General features: G+C 68.1%; 19 protein-coding genes. 12 read left to right on the top strand and 7 right to left on the bottom strand.

The features are described 5' to 3' along the window. Nucleotides 1–6 precede the first annotated feature (6 nt). From H570_RS0102165 to H570_RS0102150, 4 genes are all read right to left on the bottom strand, one after another. A complete protein-coding gene (locus H570_RS0102165) occupies nt 7–1680 on the bottom strand; it encodes an amidohydrolase (protein WP_036134663.1) in 1674 nt (557 codons plus the stop codon). A gap of 157 nt (nt 1681–1837) precedes the next feature. Then, on the bottom strand, nt 1838–2596 hold the full coding sequence (locus H570_RS0102160; protein ID WP_027079317.1) for a glycine zipper 2TM domain-containing protein: 759 nt from the start codon (nt 2594–2596) through the stop codon (nt 1838–1840). A gap of 105 nt (nt 2597–2701) precedes the next feature. Further along, nucleotides 2702–3388 (bottom strand): alpha/beta fold hydrolase, encoded by a 687-nt coding sequence (locus H570_RS17995; protein ID WP_027079316.1) that lies wholly within the window; start codon nt 3386–3388, stop codon nt 2702–2704. Then, on the bottom strand, nt 3381–3815 hold the full coding sequence (locus H570_RS0102150; RefSeq protein ID WP_027079315.1) for an OsmC family protein: 435 nt from the start codon (nt 3813–3815) through the stop codon (nt 3381–3383). The genes H570_RS17995 and H570_RS0102150 overlap by 8 nt, the downstream gene beginning before the upstream one ends. A 304-nt stretch (nt 3816–4119) precedes the next feature. On the opposite strand from H570_RS0102150, the gene fusA reads away from it, so the two are divergent. Then, a complete protein-coding gene (gene fusA, locus H570_RS0102145; protein ID WP_027079314.1) occupies nt 4120–6195 on the top strand; it encodes an elongation factor G in 2076 nt (691 codons plus the stop codon). A gap of 155 nt (nt 6196–6350) precedes the next feature. Here the strand turns inward: fusA and H570_RS0102140 are convergent, their stop codons facing one another. After that, nucleotides 6351–7208: a right-handed parallel beta-helix repeat-containing protein gene (locus H570_RS0102140; RefSeq protein ID WP_027079313.1), complete on the bottom strand. Its 858-nt coding sequence runs from the start codon at nt 7206–7208 to the stop codon at nt 6351–6353. A gap of 723 nt (nt 7209–7931) precedes the next feature. Between H570_RS0102140 and H570_RS0102135 the strand changes: the two genes are divergently transcribed. The 7 genes from H570_RS0102135 to H570_RS17990 all read left to right on the top strand — a co-directional run bounded on the left by H570_RS0102135 (nt 7932) and on the right by H570_RS17990 (nt 12211). Further along, nucleotides 7932–8321, top strand: a complete 390-nt coding sequence (locus tag H570_RS0102135; RefSeq protein ID WP_027079312.1) for an HU family DNA-binding protein — start codon at nt 7932–7934, stop codon at nt 8319–8321. A gap of 273 nt (nt 8322–8594) precedes the next feature. Further along, nucleotides 8595–9230, top strand: a complete 636-nt coding sequence (locus H570_RS0102130; RefSeq protein WP_051175989.1) for a LysE family translocator — start codon at nt 8595–8597, stop codon at nt 9228–9230. Nucleotide 9231: 1 nt separating this feature from the next. Further along, nucleotides 9232–9528, top strand: a complete 297-nt coding sequence (locus H570_RS0102125) for a helix-hairpin-helix domain-containing protein (protein ID WP_027079310.1) — start codon at nt 9232–9234, stop codon at nt 9526–9528. Nucleotides 9529–9664: 136 nt separating this feature from the next. Further along, nucleotides 9665–10225, top strand: coding sequence for a hypothetical protein (locus H570_RS18755; protein WP_156899792.1), 561 nt, complete (start codon nt 9665–9667; stop codon nt 10223–10225). 56 nt (nt 10226–10281) lie between these two features. Continuing rightward, on the top strand, nt 10282–10713 hold the full coding sequence (locus H570_RS0102115) for a hypothetical protein (protein ID WP_027079308.1): 432 nt from the start codon (nt 10282–10284) through the stop codon (nt 10711–10713). A gap of 210 nt (nt 10714–10923) precedes the next feature. Next, on the top strand, nt 10924–11487 hold the full coding sequence (locus H570_RS15995; protein ID WP_051175987.1) for a DUF1439 domain-containing protein: 564 nt from the start codon (nt 10924–10926) through the stop codon (nt 11485–11487). 13 nt (nt 11488–11500) lie between these two features. Continuing rightward, nucleotides 11501–12211 carry a hypothetical protein gene (locus tag H570_RS17990; protein WP_051175986.1) on the top strand — a complete coding sequence of 237 codons (711 nt, stop codon included), beginning with the start codon at nt 11501–11503 and terminating at the stop codon, nt 12209–12211. Nucleotides 12212–12239: 28 nt separating this feature from the next. Here H570_RS17990 and H570_RS0102100 read toward each other — a convergent pair whose 3' ends face one another. Next, a complete protein-coding gene (locus H570_RS0102100; RefSeq protein ID WP_027079307.1) occupies nt 12240–14468 on the bottom strand; it encodes a DUF5916 domain-containing protein in 2229 nt (742 codons plus the stop codon). Between the two features lie 184 nt (nt 14469–14652). Then, nucleotides 14653–15123, bottom strand: a complete 471-nt coding sequence (locus tag H570_RS0102095; RefSeq protein WP_027079306.1) for an SET domain-containing protein — start codon at nt 15121–15123, stop codon at nt 14653–14655. Between the two features lie 129 nt (nt 15124–15252). Here H570_RS0102095 and H570_RS0102090 point away from each other — a divergent pair, with 129 nt between their 5' ends. The 4 genes from H570_RS0102090 (at nt 15253) to sufC (ending at nt 18764) form a co-directional block, all read left to right on the top strand. Then, nucleotides 15253–15810, top strand: coding sequence for a hypothetical protein (locus H570_RS0102090; protein WP_211219061.1), 558 nt, complete (start codon nt 15253–15255; stop codon nt 15808–15810). A 121-nt stretch (nt 15811–15931) separates the two neighbouring features. Beyond that, complete coding sequence (locus H570_RS0102085; RefSeq protein ID WP_027079304.1) at nt 15932–16399, top strand: SUF system Fe-S cluster assembly regulator; 468 nt, start codon at nt 15932–15934, stop codon at nt 16397–16399. Nucleotides 16400–16416: 17 nt separating this feature from the next. Beyond that, on the top strand, nt 16417–17859 hold the full coding sequence (sufB, locus tag H570_RS0102080) for a Fe-S cluster assembly protein SufB (protein WP_027079303.1): 1443 nt from the start codon (nt 16417–16419) through the stop codon (nt 17857–17859). A 140-nt stretch (nt 17860–17999) separates the two neighbouring features. Next, a complete protein-coding gene (gene sufC, locus H570_RS0102075) occupies nt 18000–18764 on the top strand; it encodes a Fe-S cluster assembly ATPase SufC (RefSeq protein WP_027079302.1) in 765 nt (254 codons plus the stop codon). The last annotated feature ends 25 nt before the right edge of the window (nt 18765–18789 follow it).

The following is an 18789-nucleotide window of genomic DNA, read 5'->3' as shown; positions in this document are numbered from 1 at the left end:
CGGCCCCTACTTCGCTTCGTAGACCGGCTTGCCGTCGACCCAGGTCGATTCGATCTGCAGGTCGTCGAGCTGCGACGCCGGCGCTTGCAGGGGATCTTCGGCGAGGACCACGAAGTCCGCGCGCATCCCGGGCGCCAGCTTGCCGACTTGCTTCTCGTCGAAGCCCGCATATGCGGCATCCGAAGTGAATCCGCGCAGCGCCTCGCCCGCGCTCAGGCGCTGGTCGGGCAACCAGCCGCCGGGCGGCTGGCCGTCGCGATCCTGGCGCGTCACCGCCGCATACAGGCCCAGGCGCGGGTCGGGCGATTCGACCGGGAAGTCGGAGCCCAGCGCCAGCCGCGCGCCGCTGTGCAGGAACCTCTGCCAGGCGTAGGCGCCGAACAGGCGATCCTTGCCCAGGCGATCCTCTGCCCACGGCATGTCGGACGTGGCGTGGGTCGGCTGCATCGAGGCGATCACGCCCAGCGGCGCGAAGCGCGGGATGTCCTCCGGTGACACGATCTGCGCGTGTTCGACGCGCCAGCGATGGTCGCTTTTCGCATCGTCGCCGAGCACGCGTTCGTAGGTGTCGATGACGATGCGGTTGCCGCGATCGCCGATGGCGTGCGTCGCCACCTGCACGCCGCAGCCCTTGGCCTTGCGCACGATCCCCTCGTAGGTCGCGGGATCGGTGACCAGCAGGCCGCGGTTGCCGGGCTCGTCGCTGTAGTCGGCCAGCAGCGCGGCTCCGCGGCTGCCGAGCGCACCGTCGATGAACAGCTTCACCCCGCGCATCTGCAGGCGCCCTTCCAGATGATGGTAGGCGCCGTGTTCGCACAGGTCGGCCAGCGCCTGGCCGTCGCCGTCGGCGTAGGCGTCGATGCGCAGCGTCAGCTTGCCGGCATCGGCGAAGCGCTTGTACAGCGCCAGCGTCTGGCTGGACACGCCCATGTCGTGCACGCCGGTCAGGCCGTCGCGCGCGGCGGCGACGAGCGCGCGCTCGAGTGCCTCCGTAAGCCAGGCCTCGTCGGGCTCCGGCATCTGCGCCCGCACCAGGCCCATGGCCTCGTCGACGAACACGCCGGTCGCCTTGCCGTCGGCGCGCAGGATGCGGCCGCCGTCGGGTTGCCAGTCGCCGGCCAGCGGTTGTTCGGGATTGGCCTGTTCGACAAGCTGCATCGCCGCGCTGTTGGCCCAGCCGGCGTGTCCGTCCACGCGCTCCAGCCACACCGGGCGATCCGGGAACGCGGCGTCGAGGTCGGCAGCGGTCGGAAATGCCTTCTCCGGCCAGTCGTTCTGGTCCCAGCCGTTGCCGACCAGCCAAGCGCCTTCGGGCAGCGCTTCCTTCTCCGCGAAGGCCTTGAGCCGCGCGACGACGTCGCCCCTGTCGCGAGTGCCGACCAGGTCGGCCTGCATCAGCGCGTAGCCCAGGCCCATCAGGTGCCCGTGCGCATCGATCAGGCCGGGGACCACGGTCGCGGCGCCGGCATCGACGCGTTCGGCATCCGGGTAGCGGGCCAGCAACGCCTTGGCATCGCCCACGGCGAGCACGCGCCCCGAACCGTCCCAGGCCATCGCTTCGACCTGCGGTTGCGCGGGATCGGAGGTGTGGATGCGCGCGGCGGTGAGCAGGTGGACATCGGCCGCCTGCGCGGTGGCGGCAAGGCAGGCCAGCGCGGCGAACCAGGTGATGCGGCGCATGCGGGCGACTCCGTGTGGAATCGCGCCACTATGACGCCGCGCGCCGGCCACGGCAACGCACGCGCGCGCCCAAGCCCGGCGAGTGGCTTCAGCGGCGAGCAGTCATTTTGACTGCGTGGAAGCGGGCGCCTGGCGCGCGACCCCGCGGCCAGAACGCCTATTCCGCCGCCTGCACGTCGACGCGCACGCGGATCGTGTCGCCGGGGTGGTGGTCGGTGCGGGTGGTGTAGGTGCGCCCCGCGTATTCGTAGGTCACGTCGTAGGCGCCCACGCGGCTGTCGTCGACCGTGTAGCCGTTGCCATTCGCCGGCACGGGGTCGCAAACCGTGACCACCCGGTCGCGCTGCGGACGATGGCTGCTCTCGTAGACCTGGCGGCCGGCCATGCCGCCGACCATCGAACCGACCGCCGCGGTGGCATAGCGCGCCGAGCCTCCGCCGACCTTGCTGCCGAGCACCGCCCCGACCACGCCACCGATCACCGTGGCGACATTGCGCCCGGCGTCGCTGCCGGTGTTGCTGCCGGTGTTGCGATAACCGCCGTCGCGATAGCCGCCGTCGCGATAGCCATCATCGCGGTAGCCATCGTTGCCATAGCCGTCGTCGCGATAGCCGTCACCCGGATAACGACCGTTGCCATACGGATCGCGATAGCCATCGTTGCCGACGTAGCCGTCATTGCGCTGCGAATGGCAGCGCTGCCCCTGCCAGCCGTCACCGCCCTGCCCGTAGCCGGACACGATCACCGGATCGACGCGGACCACGCGCGCCTGGTCGTAGCGCACGTCGGTGGAACTCCCGTACGCGTCATCGCGAACAGGTGGATAGGCATTCGTCGGATAGCCGGACTGCGCGAAGGCGCTGCCGGTGGCAGCCGCCAGTCCGAGGACCAGCAGCGAAGCGGCGAAACGGTGCATGGCAGGCTCCCTGGCACCCGGGTCGGGCGCGGGAGACACGCTAGCGCCTGTGCGATAACGCATGCCTGAATCAAACGCACCGGCCCGCCTTGCCCTCGCCCGTGTTTAGCGCGCCGACAGCCACGCCAGCGCCTGCGCCGCGGCCTTCGCCGCATCGCGCCCGAGCAGCGGGCCGGCGTGGCTGAGCGCATCGACGCGGAGCAAATCCGCGTTCCAGGCCAGCGCGAGGGCGGCGGACAGCGCTGGCGGCACGTCTTCGTCGAGCTGCGAGGCGATGCACAGCACCGGGCACGCGGGGGGCTCGATGTCCACGCCCGCATACGCTGCGCGCATCACCGCACCGCTTTCGTCGCGCCAGTGGCGGAATGCGAACAGCGCGCTGGCATCGTCTGCATCGGGCACCGCGCGGCGGGTCGACGCAAGTCGCGCATCGCGCCGCCACGGAACGATGCCCGGCCATTCGCGCGGCGGCAGCTGCGCATGCCACGGCGCCGGTGGCAGCGGGTTGACCAGCACCAGCGCATCGGCGTCGTCCGCCGCCATCGCGGCCAGCAGGCCGCCGAGGCTGGCGCCTGCCAGCGCGCGCGGACGCCGCAGGCCGCGCAACGCATCGCGCACCTGCTGCAGGTAGTCCCCGAGGCCGGTGTGTTCGAGCCCCGCGGCGGACGGTGCCAGGTCGGGCGCTTCGACCCGCATGCCCGCAGCACCGAACACGCCGCGCCAAGCATTCCATTCCCAGCCGCCCGCACCCGCGCCGTGGACCAGCAGCGCGGACGCGAATGCATCAGCCAAGCAATTCCGCCTTCAGCGTGATCGGCACCGCCGAGAGCGCCTTGGAAACCGGGCAGTTCTGCTTGGCGTCGTCGGCGATCGCGCGGAACCGCGATTCTTCGATGCCCGGCACCTTCGCCCTGGTCTCCAGGCGGATCGCGCTGATGGTCGGGCCGCCGTCCAGCGTCAGGTCGACCTCGGCGCGGGTGTCGACCGACTCGGGCGCGTGTCCGGCCTGCGCCAGCGCGTTCGACAGCGCCATGGTGAAGCACGAGGCATGCGCCGCGGCGATCAACTCCTCGGGGTTGGTGCCCCGCTTGTCGCCGAAGCGGGTGTTGAAACCGTAGGCGGTCTCGGCCATCAGCCCGCTTTGCGGCGTGCTGATCGTGCCGCCCCCGGTCTTGAGGTCGCCGGACCAGTGGGCGGTGGCGTGGCGGGTGGTGGCCATGGGTGTTGCTCCGATGCTGTCGTGGGGAACGGCAGGTTAGCCACGGCCGCGTTACGCCCGCGTTCGCCATGCTGCGTTGCAACGGGACGCTGCGTTTGCCGCCGCGCTATCGTCCCGTTCCCGCCATGACCGCCCGCCGAGCACGCCGCTCGGTCGACGCGCTTCCCCAGCGGACAGCCATGACGTCGCGTGCGGATCCGTCGCGCCACCCGGCCTTCCACGGCCGGCCTCGCAGCCCGATCCGTCCACGGGAGCCCGGCCCGCTGGCCGGACTCTCCCTGCACCACGACGGGAGGAACTGGCCATGCCGTATTCGACTCCGGACATCCGCAACGTTGCCCTCGCGGGCCACCCTGGCGCCGGCAAGACCACGCTGTTCGAAGCCCTGCTGCATGCCGGCGGCGCCATCCAGGCGGCAGGCACGATCGAACGCGGCAACACCGTGTCCGATTTCGACCCGATGGAGAGGGAGCGCGGCCACTCCATCGACGCCACCATCGCCAGCATCGACCACGCGCCGGCCCCGGGACGGGCGATCCACTTCAACCTGATCGACACCCCCGGCTACCCGGATTTCCGCGGCCCCACCCTGTCGGCGCTGGCGGCGGTGGAAACGGTGGCGATCGTGGTCGACGCCGACAAGGGCGTCGAGTACGGCACCCGCCGGATGATGGCGCGCGCCCGGCAGCGCGGGCTGTGCCGCGTGGTGGTGGTCAACAAGATCGACCACGACGCGGCCGATTGCGCGCGCGTACTCGACGAACTGCGCGGCGAGTTCGGCGCCGAGGTGCTGCCGCTGAACCTGCCGGCCGACGGCGGCAAGGCGGTGGTGGACTGTTTCGGGCAATCGCCCGGCGGCGCGCTTGATGGAAGCAGCGACCTCGGCCCCGTTGCCGACTGGCACCAGAAGATCATCGACCAGGTGGTCGAGGTGAACGAAACGGTGATGGACCATTTCCTCGACCTGGGCGAAAAGGGGCTTGCCGGCGACGAGCTGCACGACGCGTTCGAACAGTGCCTGCGCGAAGGCCACCTGGTGCCGGTGTGCTTCGTTTCGGCAAGGACCGGCGTTGGCGTGGAGGAACTGCTCGATATCGCCGGGCGCCTGTTCCCGCACCCGGGCGAGGCCAATCCGCCGCCGTTCGCCAAGGGCGCCGGGGCGGATGCCGTGCCTATCGAGGCGCGCCCGGATCCGGATGCGCACGTGATCGCCGACGTGTTCCGCATCGTCAACGACCCGTTCGTCGGCAAGCTGGGCGTGTTCCGCGTCTACCAGGGCACGGTGCGCCGGGATTCGCAGCTGTTCGTCGACGATGGCAAGAAGCCGTTCAAGGTCGCGCACCTGTTCCGCCTGCAGGGCAAGGACCATGTCGAGATCACCCAGGCGATCCCCGGCGACATCGCCGCGGTGGCCAAGGTGGACGACCTGCACTTCGATGCGGTGCTGCACGACTCGCACGCCGACGACCACCTCCACCTGGCACCCCTGGATTTCCCGAAGCCGATGTTCGGCCTCGCCATCCAGGCCGGGAGCAAGGGCCAGGAGCAGAAGCTCGCCGCCGCGCTGCACAAGCTGGCGGAGGAAGATCCCTGCTTCCAGGTCGAACACCTGCCGGACACCAACGAGACCGTGATCCGCGGCCTGTCCGACCTGCACCTGCGCATCCACCTCGACCGGCTGAAGGCCCGCCACGGCGTCGACGTGAGCACGCGACCGCCGCGCATCGCCTATCGCGAAACAGTGTCGGGCAAGGCCGAAGGACATCATCGCCACAAGAAGCAGACCGGCGGCGCCGGCCAGTTCGGCGAGGTGTTCCTGCGCATCGAACCGCTGCCGCGCGGCGCGGGCTTCGAGTTCGTCGACGAGGTCAAGGGCGGCACGATCCCTGGCCAGTTCCTGCCCGCGGTGGAAAAAGGCGTGCGCCAGGTCCTGAGCGGCGGCGCGATCGCCGGCTACCCGATGCAGGACGTGCGCGTGATCGTCTACGACGGCAAGCACCACCCGGTGGACAGCAAGGAAGTCGCCTTCGTCGCCGCGGGCAGGAAGGCCTTCCTCGACGCCATCGCCAAGGCGCGCCCGCAGGTGCTCGAACCGATCGTCGACCTCGACGTGAACGCGCCGGAGCAGCACATGGGCGACATCAGCGGCGGCCTGGCCGGCAAGCGCGCGCGGATCAACGGCACCGATTCGGTGCGCGGCGAGATCGTGGTCAAGGCGCAGGTGCCGCTGTCGGAACTGGAGGGCTACGCCGCGGAACTGAAGTCGGTCACCGCCGGCCGCGGCCGCTACTCGCTCGACTTCAGCCACTACGAACCGGTGCCCGCGCCGGTGCAGCAGAAGCTCGTGGAGGCGTGGAAGCCGAAGCACGAGGACGAGTAGGCCACCCGCGGCACCGCTGGCCGCCCGCGCGCTCATCCCCGGCTACGCTGGCGGGGTGGTGCAGGCGACGCGCTCCACGTGGCTCCGGGGGTTCGCACGAAACCGCCGCGACCTGGCAGTCCAGGCCGCGGCAGTGCTCATCTTGCGGTGACCCGTCAGAGTGGATTGACGTAGTTCGACCCGCCCAGGCTGTTGCAGTTGACCAGCCCGAGCGCCAAGGACAGTGCGCCAGTGCCCAGCACCGTGTTGTCCTGCGCGACGCCATTGAGCACCAGGGCCTCACCGCAGCGGATACCGGCATCCAGCGTCAGCAGGCCGCCATTGAGGACCACCGTGTTGGACTTCACGCTGACCCGGTTGCCGCTGTCCACCCAGATGCCGCGGCGGAATCCGGACCCGGCCGGAACCAGTTCGCGCACCCGGTTGCCCTTCACCGTGCCCGCATCCATGTTCTGCAACAGGATGCCGTAGACATTCCCGGTGCTGCCGCTGGTGGCCACCACGCCGCTGATGGTGTTGTCGATGACGTCCATGCCGCCGGATGCCCGGATTCCTTCGATCTGGGTGACCCCTGACGCCGTGCCGCCGCCGGTGTCGATGACCTCGTTCCTGCGGATCGCCGATCCGCTTCCGGTGACGAGAATGGCGGTCCGCGTGTTGCCGTCGAACCGGTTGTCTTCGACCCGGGCCTCGCCGTTGAGCAGGGAAACGCCGGTCTGGAACCCACGGATGCCGCAATTGCGCACCGTTACGTTGATTTTTTCGACGGCACTGATGCCGGTCGCCTGCGTGCCGGGCCCCGCAGCGAGGTTGCCGATCTTGAACTCGTTGCAATCGATGGTCACGTTGTTGGTGTTGATCGTGATCGCGTTGCCAGATGCCAGACTCCCGCTGACGTGGTGCTTGAGACAGTAAACCCCCTGTGTACTGATGACGGCAGGGATCGAGTCGATCTCGTTGCATTCAATCGTTTCCGCGGCAGAGGGCTGCATCCATCCCGCGATGGCGAGCACACCGACTGTCGCGAATCCCCTGCAATAAATTCCGGTACTCATACTGCACTCCTTGCCATGCCGGCGTTAATACCGGCTTCCGACTAATATCAACCAAAGTGACCGGATGCTGTGCGCCACATCATGTAATTCCAGCGAAAAAACCGCGTTTTTCGGAAAGTTTGGATTCTGTGCGCACCATCACTCGGAATTATTCTCATGAAACTCCCGCGGCTGCACTTTTCGTCACAAGTGCATGCCCGGGCAATTTTCGCGCCAATCCTTTCTGGATGCCGTGGCAATGATTTGCATCGTCGCGCTCTCGCCTTGCATCCCATCCGGAATTCTCACTCGCAACCGATGTCGATCACATGCCCAGGCCGGCGGTGTTTGCCCGGACGTGGACACGTTCCGGCCCGCGCATGCCGTGCGCGGATCGAGTCGCCCACGTTACGGCACGTGCCGTTCCCGATCCGAGTCCGGCAGGCCTTCCCCATGCATCCGGGAGCAACACGCCAAGCGCTCCCGCGCAGCCAGCCCGGGACTCGTCCGCGACCTCGGACAACATGGTCGCGTCGATGCCTTGGGCGCCGCTTCCCGGGCCTGGCGGCGGGTCGGCATGAAGCCGGTAAACATGGGGTTTTTCTTCAGAAAACACTTGGCGCGGCCGGTTTCTTGTCCTACATTGCGCTTGCCGACGGGTTCGGCCCATCAATCAACCAACGAATACGGAATCACACACACATGGCGAAGAAAGCGAAAAAGGCAGTCAAGAAGGCTGCACCGAAGAAGGCCGCTGCTGCCAAGCCGGCCGCGCCGAAGCCGATCAAGGAAGCCCTGAGCAAGTCGGGCCTGGTCGCCCACATCGCCAACGCCACCGGCGTTGCCGCCAAGGACGTGCGCGCCGTGATGGCCGCGCTCGAAGGCGCCGTGCACGGCTCGGTCAGCAAGAAGGGCGCCGGTTCGTTCACCCTGCCGGGCCTGCTGAAGATCACCGCCGTGAGCGTGCCGGCCAAGCCGAAGCGCAAGGGCATCAACCCCTTCACCAAGGAAGAGCAGTGGTTCGCCGCCAAGCCCGCCTCGGTCAAGGTCAAGGTGCGCCCGCTGAAGAAGCTCAAGGACGCGGCCGCCTGATCCAGGCAAGCGCGTGACGGTGGAGCGGCTCGCCGCTCCGCCTGCAATCCGGGCCGGATGCCTTTCCTTCGGGAAATGCTCCGGCCTTTTTGTTTCCCCTCGTCTTTGTGTCCCCTCGTCCGCCCATGGAACGCAGCGTCTGCGCATCCCCGTCCACGGCGGACGGTGCGGGCATAGACTCCGTTTTTCCCCCAAGCCAGGCTGGCGGAGACTGGCGCGCAGGCCCGCTGTGCATCGCCGGCCTGGCCCGCATCCTGTCCATGGAGCAATACCGTGACGTCACTGTTCGATGCAACGACCCTGCTTGCCTATCTCGCCGCCGCAACGGTGCTGGTGCTGATCCCCGGGCCGGGCACAGCCTGGATCGTCGCGCAAACGGTCGCGGGCGGGACGCGCCGCGGATTGCAGGCGGGGCTGGGGCTCGAAACCGCAACCCTGATCCATGCCACCGCGGCCGGGTTCGGGCTGTCGGCGCTGCTGGCCACTTCCGCGCTGGCGTTCGAACTGCTCAAGTACGCTGGCGCCGCCTATCTGATGTGGCTCGGCATCATGGCCTGGCGCGACAAGGCCGAAGTGCCGGCAGCGGTCGCCGCGCCGCCGGCGAAGGCACACGTCTATCGCCGCTCGGTGCTCACCGGCGTGCTCAACCCGAAGGTCGCGCTGTTCTTCCTGGCCTTCCTCCCGCAGTTCGTGCATCCCGAACGCGGCATGGCCTGGCTGCAGTTCCTGGTGCTGGGTGCGCTGCTGTCGACGATCGGCTTCGCCAACAGCGCGACCCTGGCCTTCGTGATCGGCCGGTTCGGCCGGCGGCTGTCGGCCAGTCCGCGCCTGGCACGCTGGCGGCAACGGGCGATCGGCACCATCTTCCTCGGCATCGGCGTGCGGCTCGCGCTGCAACCGCGAGGCTGACATGGCCAAGGCACGCAATGCGGGCGAAGCCCGGCAACTGGCCGACATCCCCAACATCGGCCCGGCGATGGTCGAGGATTTCCGCAACCTCGGCATCGAGCGTCCCGCGCAGCTGGCCGGCAAAGATCCCTACGTGCTGTACGAGCGCCTGTGCGCGGTCACCGGCGTGCGCCACGATCCCTGCGTCATCGATACCTTCATCAGCGCGGTGCGCTTCATGGAAGGCGCGCCGCCGCATCCGTGGTGGCATTACACCGAAGTACGCAAGCAGCATGTCGCGGCCATGAAAGGCCACTGATCCGCGCACCTGCATTTCGACATCCATGGCAATCGAAACGCGGGCGATCCACGGCCGTTGCGGCGCACCGATGCGGACAGCTGCCCGGACACGCGCTAGCATCGCCCCAAGCCCAAGGACTCCAGGGGAGTCACCGATGCAAGGTCGTTTGTTGTGGGGGCTCCTGGCCACCGTGCTGCTGGTGTTCGCGATCGCGGGTTTACGCAGTTGCCGACAGGATCCGGTCATTGCTGCGGCAGTCATTCCGCCTGTTCCTGACACCACCTCGACCGCACCGACGCCGGAGGCTGCCAGTGACGTCGAAGCAGCAAAGTTGCGCGCGCGAATCAGGCAGCATGACGATGCGTTGTATGCAGCAGTCGCGGCGCTCCAGCAATATCTGGCGGCGCTTGGCGGCGGAGATCGCGCCAAGGCGGACGCGTTCTGGGTGGACAAGCGTCCGCCGATTGATTCGCACGAAGCCGACCTGCGTGAACTGAAGAACCTGCGTGGCCTTCGGATCGAAAATGGCAGGCCGAAGCCACTGGATTCAGACCCGGTACCGACCGCGCTCGAAATTCCGGTCGAATTGCGTGTTGGCGTCGAAGGCAGCCCGCTGCGACGCTACCGCGGCTGGTATCGCCTGCGCCGCGCGGTCGCTGATGGCCGGTGGGAGATCAGTTCCGCCTCCATCGACGCGGTGAAGCGCGCGGAGTAGCATCGCCGCGACATCGACGCAGCCCGCTCGATGCGTTGCCTGCAAGGGAGCACGCCATGGACAAGCGGTTCTGGGTCTGCGGACTGGTCATGTCGATCGCCGCGTTGCTGCTGGGCTTCATCGTGCACGGCCTGCTGCTGGCGCCGGACTATGCCGCGCTTGGCGCCATGTTCCGCAGCGACGACGACAGCCGTCACTACGTGCACTGGATGGTGCTGGCGCACGTGCTGATCGGTTTCGCGATGACCTGGATCTACGTGCAGGGTTTCTCCAGCGGCCGCTCCTCGTCGATGCAGGGCCTGCGCTTCGGCCTGGCGATGGCGCTGTTCTCGACGGTCCCCGGCTACCTGATCTACTACGCGGTGCAGCCCCTGCCTGCGGCACTCGTGATCAAGCAGTTGCTGCTCGGCATGGCGACCATGTTGCTGCTCGGCCTGCTCGTCGCCTGGCTGCAGCCACGGCGCAAGGTGCTTGCAGAATTGCCGTGAACGGTGGCGTCGCGTCGGAGACGATGCCGGCCGCCTTTCCGGGCGCGGCCTTTCCTCTTCCGGAAGACGCGGCCTGGCCATCCTTGTCCAGGCGGACGAGGTGGCGACTGATGCCGGCGGCGCATCGGCCGGACGCGCCCGCGAACCCTAATGCCGCGTTCATTTCTTTCGCGTAAGGTGCGCGCCATCGCTTCGCAACACGGATTCCCCATGCACAAGGCCGCACGGCTCCTGCTCGTCGCCACCACCGCCACACTGCTCGCCGCGTGCGCGACGATGGGCGCAATGTCGGCCTGGCTCAACGACCAGGTCGTGTTCACGCCGACGCAGCTGCAGCACTCTCTGGACAAGCGCTTCCCGCGCACGTTCGACAAGCTCGGCGGACTGGTCGCGGTGACACTGGCCAACCCGCGCGTGTCGATCCCGCCGGGCGAGACGCGGCTGCGGCTGGAGTTCGACGTCGGCATGGGCGCGCTCGGCAGCGAAGGCGCGCCGACCGGCCACCTCGCGCTGGCCAGCGGCCTGCGGTACGACCCGGCCACGCAGGGCCTGCACCTGGTCGATCCGGACCTGCAGCAGTTCGACCTGCCCGGCTCCGGCACGCTGCTCAAGGGTGGCGCGCGCGGCGTGGTCAACAGCCTGCTCGCCGAATACGCGCGCAGCGAACCGGTGTACCGCCTCGATCCCGACCTGCTCTCCAGGCTGCCCGCAGGCAAGCGCATCGGCAACGTCGGCATTGAACAAGGGATCGTCGTCATCCACCTGGATCGTTGAGTCGAGGTCATCCATGTCCGTGATTCAGAAGCTCTCCGCCCTCACCTGTGCGCTGGCCTGCGCCATCGCGCTGCCGGCATGCAACGACCATTCGGCAAGCGACGCACAACTGGCAGCCGGCCAAGGCGATGCGCTGCCGGCTCCGGCCCAGCCGGGCGATTCGGTGACCGGCATGTCTTCGCGCCCGGGTCCGGGGGAGGTACCGCTGTCCGGCACGCCGCCACAGCCTGCGGAAGCGGCCGAGCCGGCGGACCAGGTGGACCTGCTCAATCCCGAGACCGGCCTGCTTCCCGACCCCGCGATGCAACCGGCCGGGGACGCCGCATCGACTGGCCTGCCCGCCGAGCCCACCCCGCAGGACGCGGTGGCGGTGATCCGCGACTACTACGCCGCGATCGACGGCGGCAGCCATGCGCGCGCCTACGCGCTGTGGTCGGATGGCGGCAGGGCCAGCAAGCAGACGCCGCAGCAGTTCGCCGATGGTTTCGCCGGCACCGCGCACGTGGTCGCCACGATCGGCGAACCCACCAACTCCGATGCCGGCGCCGGACAGCGCTACATCCAGGTCCCCGTGGCGCTGACCGCGACCCGCACCGACGGCAGCGTGCATCGCTACGCCGGCACCTACACCCTGCACCGCACCGTCGTCGACGGCGCCACCGACGAGCAGCGCGCATGGCGCATCGCGTCGGCGGACCTGCGCGAAGTGAAGGCGGCGGAATAAGGCGGCCGTCGGCGCCGATGGTCGTCGATCAGATTTCGAAGCGGTAGCTCAGCTTCACCAGCAACTGTTCGTCGTCGCGCAGGTCGAAGCTGTCGCGCAGGCCGTCGAAGGGATCTTCCGGGAACCGGTCCTCGCGGTAACCGCCGCGGCCATAGACCACGTACAGGTAGGACAGCGGCGCCAGCTCGTAGCGGTAGCGGATCTGGAAGCCGAGGTTGCGCACGCTGAAGTCCTCGATCGGCTCGTCGCTGGGCACGGCGTTGCCCGAACCGTCCACGCGCCATGCCTGCAGCGCGCGCGCATCGATCGCCAGCGCCTGCAGCTTCACCCGCAGTTCCTGGCGGCTGCCGATGCTCCAGTCCAGGCCGGCGTTGAAGTGCCACTCGCGGCCTTCGAAGCTGCCGATCAGGTTGTCGTGCTGCCACACCAGCCAGTCGGGCGTCCGGTCCGCATAAAAACCGGCATTGATGCTGAAGGCGTCACTGACGAAGTAGGTCGGTTCGAACTCGAACGCATAGCCGACCTTGTCATTGCCCGCCAAGCCGCCGCTCACCGCATCCACCTCGAAGCCGTACGCCCAGTTGCCCTTGCGCGGCCGGTTGTATTCGAACCCGGCGTTGAAGTTCGCCGGCAGCTCCACCACGCCGTGACCGCGGGTGAGCAGGTCGTCGACGCCGGCACTGTTGACGTTGATCTGCGCGTACTCGCTGCTGCCGTTGCGCAGCTCGCTGCGGCGGCTCATCCGGAACTGGTCATTGAGCAGCTGGCCGTGGTCGTTGGTCACCCTGCTGACGCGCCAGCGCCAGTCCTTGGAGGCGTAGCGCGACGCCTCCGGCAGGCCGGTGAAGCGGCGCGACACTTCCCAGTGGCCGTAGTTGAGGTTGTTCCGCGACAGGTAGCCCAGGTCGTTGACCTGCAGTTCGTCGCCGAAGTGCATCGCGATCCACTGCTGGCGCCAGCCACCGTCCATCTCGTAGTCGGCCCAGAGCGTGGCGCCGAGGTCGTCCGCGTCCTGGCCCGGCTGCCGGACCTGGCTGCCGAACAGGCGGCTGCGGATGTTCCAGCGCTGGTTCGGGCGCCAGTTGTGGTCGACGCCCAGCACGGTCGCCTCGCGGTCGAGGTACGGCCGGTCGACACGGGTCAGCATCAGGCCCAGGTCCTGGCTGCCGAAATCGCGCACCAGCCGCAGCGCGCCGAACGTGCGGCCCGCCGCGCCCGATTCGTCGGCGGCGAACACGCCGTACTTGGTCGCGCCGAGGCTGCCGTTGAGCTTCACCGCCGCGGTGATGTCACCCGAGCCATCGCCATCGTCGGCCGGGCCGCCGACGCGGCGCGTGTACAGCAGCTGGCTGTAGTCCGACGGCGTGGTGTACTCGAAGATGCCCTGGTTCTCGGTGAAGAACGGGCGCTTGTCGCTGACGAAGGTTTCGGTCGCGTCGAAGTTGACCACAAGGTCGTCGCTCTCGACCTGGCCGAAGTCCGGGTTGAGCGTGGCGGTGAGCTGGAACTGGCCGCTGGGCTTCCAGAAGATGTCGGCGCCACCGCCGAAGTCGCTGTCGCCGCCGACGTTGTCGTACAGGCCGGAAACGTACGGCGTGACCGCCAGCAGCGACTGGTTGTACACCGGCACCTCGAGCGGTTCGAAGCCCGACAGGAAGCGCGACTGCATGAAACTCACCGCCGGCCACGCCGCGCGCTCGCCGGTCGAACCGATGACGCGGTCGACGTAGACCTTGAGCGTGCGCCTGCCGTCGCTGCCCTTGCGCATCGGCGCGATGTACCAGGGGATCAACATCTCCGCCGACCAGCCTTCGGCATCGTTGCTGGCGGAGTGCTTCCAGTTGCCGTCCCAGTCCTTGTTGAACCGCGTCTCGTTGGTGACCACGGCATCGAACACGCCGTCGGTGGAGCTCACGGTGAAGTTGTAGCCGGTGCGGCCGTCGCCGTCGAAGTCGACCATCAGGTTGACGCGGTCGACCTGCTCCTCGAAGTCGCGCTGCACGCGCTGGCTGGTGCGCGGCACCGACGCCGGCTGGGTGTTGCGGAACGCGACCGCCAGGCCCTCGGGCGTGGCCAGGATCCAGGCTTCGGTGGGCAGCGAGGCCGGCTCGCCGGACAGCGGCTGGACCTTGCGGAAATCGGTGACGTGGCGCGCGCCCTGCCATTCGGCCGGATCGATGCGGCCATCGATTTCCACGGCAGACGCGGGCGCGGACAGCAACGGCAGCAGCGCAAGGGCAAGGCGTGCAACGCGCATCGGAATTCCATCTCGTGCGGGGCGTCGCCCCAAGGTGCGTGCAACTTAACCGCGTGCCGGCGCGCGACCGACTGGCACAAGTCATGCAAACCTTCTGTCCATCTGCCGCATCCACGGTGCGGAAGCCCGCCGAGGCGGGCTTCCGGGTCAATGAATGTGACAGGCTCCGCGGATCCGGAACGCCTCAGCGCTTGGGCTGCAGCATCGTCCCCGTGCAGTTCTTCGCCCCGCACTTGCAGGCCCACAATTTCTTGAGCTTGGCGGTATGCGGCTCGTCGAGGGTGATGCCGTAGTTGTAGGTGAGTTCCTCGCCCGGCTTGATCCTGCGGATCGCCTCGATGAACACCTTGTCCTTGTGGCGCTTGCCCTTCTGGTTCTCCTCGATCACCGCCTCGCAGTTGGGCTTGCAGCTGTGGTTGATCCAGCGCGCGATGTTGCCGCCGACGTTGGCATCGACCACGTAGTCGTCGTTGAGGGTGAACAGGAAGGTATGTCCGTCTTCCTCGAGTTCGCCGTATTCCTCGTCCACCTCGTCGTGGCTGCGCAGCGTGCCGCGGTAGCGGACGATGCGTTCGCCCTTCTCGATGGTCTCGGTGGCGAACACGCCGTTGCCGTGGATGGGCGAGAGGCGGGCGGCGATCTTCTTCTTGGCCATGGGTCCGTTGGATGGTGTGCGGACCGCCATTGTGTCCCGAATCGCGCGGCGACGGGGCGCATTGGAGACTCGATGGCCGGCGCTGCCGCCGGCGCACGTTGATCCTGCGTCTCCCGCCGGAACCACGCCATGCGACTGCACCCGCTTCCGCTTCTGCTCACCGTGTCCATCGCCGCCGCGGGCGGCTGCTCGCAGTCCCGGGGCGGCGAGATCGGCGCCGCCGCCGCGCCCCATCCGCCCGCCACGATCGCCGACGCAGACGCACTGCTGGCGCGCGGCGAATACCTGGTCCGCATCGGCGGCTGCAACGACTGCCATACCCCCGGCTACGCCGAACAGCAGGGCGAGGTCGACAAGGCGCAGTGGCTGACCGGCTCGTCGCTGGGCTACCGCGGCCCCTGGGGCACCACCTATGCCGCCAACCTGCGACTGCTGGTGGCGGACATGGACGAGGCGCAGTGGCTGGACTACAGCGCCAAGCTGCGCACCCGCCCGATCATGCCGGACTTCACCCTGCGCGCGATGAGCGAAGGCGACCGGCGGGCCCTGTTCCACTTCGTCAAATCGCTGGGAGGGGCCGGAACGCCCGCGCCGGCGTACCTGCCGCCTGACAAGCAGCCGCCGCCACCCTATTTCGACCTGGTCCTACTCCCGGCACCGGCCGCGGCCGCACCGGCGGCCGGCTGACGCGCACCCCGGGGTTCAGCGCATGGGTTGGCGGCTGCGGGCCAAATCAGTACAATTTCGGTCCTGATTGATTCCCGCAGCCAGAACCGGTCCTCCGAGGCCGGGTTCGAGCCACCCGCCCATGCTCCGCGTCACCAAGCTCACCGACTACGCGACCGTCGTGCTCACCGTGCTGGCGAGCGCGCCCCACGTCGTCTCCAGCACCACCGAGCTGGCCGAACGCGCCGGGCTGGAAGCACCCACCGTGGCCAAGCTGCTCAAGCCGCTGGCCCAGGCCGGCCTGGTCGAGGCCTTCCGCGGCGCCAGTGGCGGCTACCGGCTGGCGCGCCCGGCCGACGGCATTTCGCTGTTCGAGATCGTCGAGGCGATGGAAGGCCCGCTCGGCATGACCGAATGCAGCGTCCACGCCGGCAGCTGCGGGATCGAGGATTCCTGCGGCGTGCGCGCCAACTGGCGCCGGATCAACGACGTCGTCGCCGACGCGCTGCGCGGCGTATCGCTGGCGCAGATGCTGTCGCCGCACTTCATTCCAACTTCCGGCAAGCCGTCGAGCAGCCGCGAGATCCCCGCGCGCCTGACTGCCAGCTGAGAAAGAGAGAACCCCACGTGTCCGTCGAAAACGCAGAAATCATCGAACAGCTCGGTCGCCGCTACGACGCCGGCTTCGTTACCGACATCGAGTCGGACAGCTTCGCGCCCGGCCTGTCGGAGGACGTGGTGCGCGCGCTGTCGGCGAAAAAGGAAGAGCCCGAGTGGATGGCTGAATGGCGCGTCGCCGCCTATCGCCACTGGCTGACCATGCCGGTGCCCCACTGGGCGAAGCTGAAGATCGCGCCGATCGACTTCCAGGCCATCAGCTACTACTCCGCGCCCAAGGGCCCCAAGTACAAGTCGCTGGAAGAGGTGCCCAAGGAGCTGCTCGACACCTACGACAGGCTCGGCGTGCCGCTGCACGAGCGGGCCAAGCTCGCGGGCGTGGCGGTCGACGCGGTGTTCGACTCGGTCTCGGTGGGCACCACGTTCCGCAAGGAGCTGGCCGACAAGGGCATCATCTTCTGCTCGATGTCCGAGGCCATCAAGGACCATCCGGACCTGGTGAAGCAGTACCTGGGCAGCGTGGTGCCGACCGGCGACAACTACTTCGCCGCGCTCAACTCGGCGGTGTTCTCCGACGGCTCGTTCGTGTTCATCCCGGCCGGGGTGCGCTGCCCGATGGAGCTGTCCACCTACTTCCGCATCAATGCCGGCCACACCGGCCAGTTCGAACGCACCCTGATCATCTGCGAGGACCGCGGCCACGTGTCGTACCTCGAAGGCTGCACCGCGCCGATGCGCGACGAGAACCAGTTGCACGCGGCAGTGGTGGAACTGGTGGCGCTGGAAGACGCCGAGATCAAGTACTCGACCGTGCAGAACTGGTATCCCGGCGACGAGAACGGCGTTGGCGGCATCTACAACTTCGTCACCAAGCGCGCCGAGTGCCGCGGCGACCGCAGCAAGGTCACCTGGACCCAGGTCGAGACCGGTTCGGCGATCACCTGGAAGTACCCGTCCTGCGTGCTGCTGGGTGACGACTCGACCGGCGAGTTCCACTCGGTCGCGCTCACCCACCACCGCCAGCAGGCCGACACCGGCACCAAGATGGTCCACGTCGGCAAGCGCACCAAGAGCAAGATCATCAGCAAGGGCATCAGCGCCGGCCGCGGCCAGAACACCTACCGCGGCCTGGTCAAGGTGGCCGCTTCGGCCGACGGCGCGCGCAACTACACCCAGTGCGACTCGCTGCTGATCGGCAAGAAGTGCGGCGCGCACACCTTCCCCTACATCGAAGTGAAGAACCCCGGCGCCACCGTCGAACACGAAGCCACCACCTCGAAGATCTCCGACGACCAGATGTTCTACTGCCGCTCGCGCGGCATCTCGCAGGAAGACGCGGTGAGCCTGATCGTCGACGGCTTCTGCAAGCAGGTGTTCCGCGAACTGCCGATGGAGTTCGCGGTGGAAGCCAAGAAGCTGCTGGAAGTCTCGCTGGAAGGATCGGTTGGCTGATGGTCATCCCTTCTCCCGCTTGCGGGAGAAGGTGGCGCGAAGCGACGGATGAGGGCGCTCGTGGCGAAAAGCCGCACCCTCGCCCCAACCCCTCTCCCGCTGCGCGGTAGAGGGGCTCAAGAAACGAAACGGATGACAACATGTTGAAGATAGAAAACCTGCACGCCTCCGTCGCCGGCCGCGAAATCCTCAAGGGACTTTCGCTGCAGGTGAAGCCCGGCGAAGTCCACGCCATCATGGGTCCCAACGGTGCCGGCAAGTCCACGCTCGGCAACATCCTCGCCGGACGCGAGGGCTACGAGATCGGCGAAGGCAGCGTGCAGTACGACAGCCGCGACCTGCTGGCGCTCGAACCGGAGGAGCGCGCAGCCGCCGGCGTGTTCCTCGCGTTCCAGTACCCGGTGGAAATCCCGGGGGTGAACAACACCTATTTCCTGCGCAGCTCGCTCAACGCCCAGCGCAAGACCCGCGGCGAGCCGGAACTCGACTCGATGCAGTTCCTGAAGATCGTGCGCGAGAAGCTGGCCGTGCTGCACCTGGACGACCAGCTGCTGCACCGCGGCGTCAACGAGGGCTTCTCCGGCGGCGAGAAGAAGCGCAACGAAATCTTCCAGCTGGCGGTGCTGGAGCCGAAGCTGGCGATCCTCGACGAGACCGACTCGGGCCTGGACATCGACGCGCTCAAGACCGTCGCCGAGGGCGTCAACGCGCTGCGTTCGCCCGACCGCGCGTTCATCGTCATCACCCACTACCAGCGCCTGCTCGACTACATCAAGCCGGACGTCGTGCACGTGCTGGCCGACGGCCGCATCGTCGAAAGCGGCGGTCCGGAACTGGCGCTGGAACTCGAAGCGCACGGCTACGCGTGGATCAAGGACCGGGTCGCGCCGGAGGCGGTTGCGTGATGGATGGCTGCCTCGCACGCCCCGA

This window comes from Luteimonas mephitis DSM 12574 (genome assembly GCF_000422305.1).
Taxonomy (GTDB): domain Bacteria; phylum Pseudomonadota; class Gammaproteobacteria; order Xanthomonadales; family Xanthomonadaceae; genus Luteimonas; species Luteimonas mephitis.
This window is presented reverse-complemented; position numbering and strand designations above follow the sequence as displayed.

Excerpts from the sequence above, each read along its gene's own strand:
- H570_RS0102090 (WP_211219061.1), top strand. The coding sequence starts at position 15,253 with ATGCGACTGCACCCGCTTCCGCTTCTGCTCACCGTGTCCATCGCCGCC.
- H570_RS0102085 (WP_027079304.1), top strand. The coding sequence starts at position 15,932 with ATGCTCCGCGTCACCAAGCTCACCGACTACGCGACCGTCGTGCTCACC.
- sufC (WP_027079302.1), top strand. The coding sequence starts at position 18,000 with ATGTTGAAGATAGAAAACCTGCACGCCTCCGTCGCCGGCCGCGAAATC.
- H570_RS0102095 (WP_027079306.1), bottom strand. The coding sequence starts at position 15,123 with ATGGCCAAGAAGAAGATCGCCGCCCGCCTCTCGCCCATCCACGGCAAC.
- H570_RS0102150 (WP_027079315.1), bottom strand. The coding sequence starts at position 3,815 with ATGGCCACCACCCGCCACGCCACCGCCCACTGGTCCGGCGACCTCAAG.
- H570_RS0102135 (WP_027079312.1), top strand. The coding sequence starts at position 7,932 with ATGGCGAAGAAAGCGAAAAAGGCAGTCAAGAAGGCTGCACCGAAGAAG.
- H570_RS0102160 (WP_027079317.1), bottom strand. The coding sequence starts at position 2,596 with ATGCACCGTTTCGCCGCTTCGCTGCTGGTCCTCGGACTGGCGGCTGCC.
- H570_RS17990 (WP_051175986.1), top strand. The coding sequence starts at position 11,501 with ATGTCCGTGATTCAGAAGCTCTCCGCCCTCACCTGTGCGCTGGCCTGC.
- H570_RS18755 (WP_156899792.1), top strand. The coding sequence starts at position 9,665 with ATGCAAGGTCGTTTGTTGTGGGGGCTCCTGGCCACCGTGCTGCTGGTG.
- H570_RS15995 (WP_051175987.1), top strand. The coding sequence starts at position 10,924 with ATGCACAAGGCCGCACGGCTCCTGCTCGTCGCCACCACCGCCACACTG.
- H570_RS0102165 (WP_036134663.1), bottom strand. The coding sequence starts at position 1,680 with ATGCGCCGCATCACCTGGTTCGCCGCGCTGGCCTGCCTTGCCGCCACC.
- H570_RS0102125 (WP_027079310.1), top strand. The coding sequence starts at position 9,232 with ATGGCCAAGGCACGCAATGCGGGCGAAGCCCGGCAACTGGCCGACATC.
- fusA (WP_027079314.1), top strand. The coding sequence starts at position 4,120 with ATGCCGTATTCGACTCCGGACATCCGCAACGTTGCCCTCGCGGGCCAC.
- H570_RS0102115 (WP_027079308.1), top strand. The coding sequence starts at position 10,282 with ATGGACAAGCGGTTCTGGGTCTGCGGACTGGTCATGTCGATCGCCGCG.
- H570_RS0102100 (WP_027079307.1), bottom strand. The coding sequence starts at position 14,468 with ATGCGCGTTGCACGCCTTGCCCTTGCGCTGCTGCCGTTGCTGTCCGCG.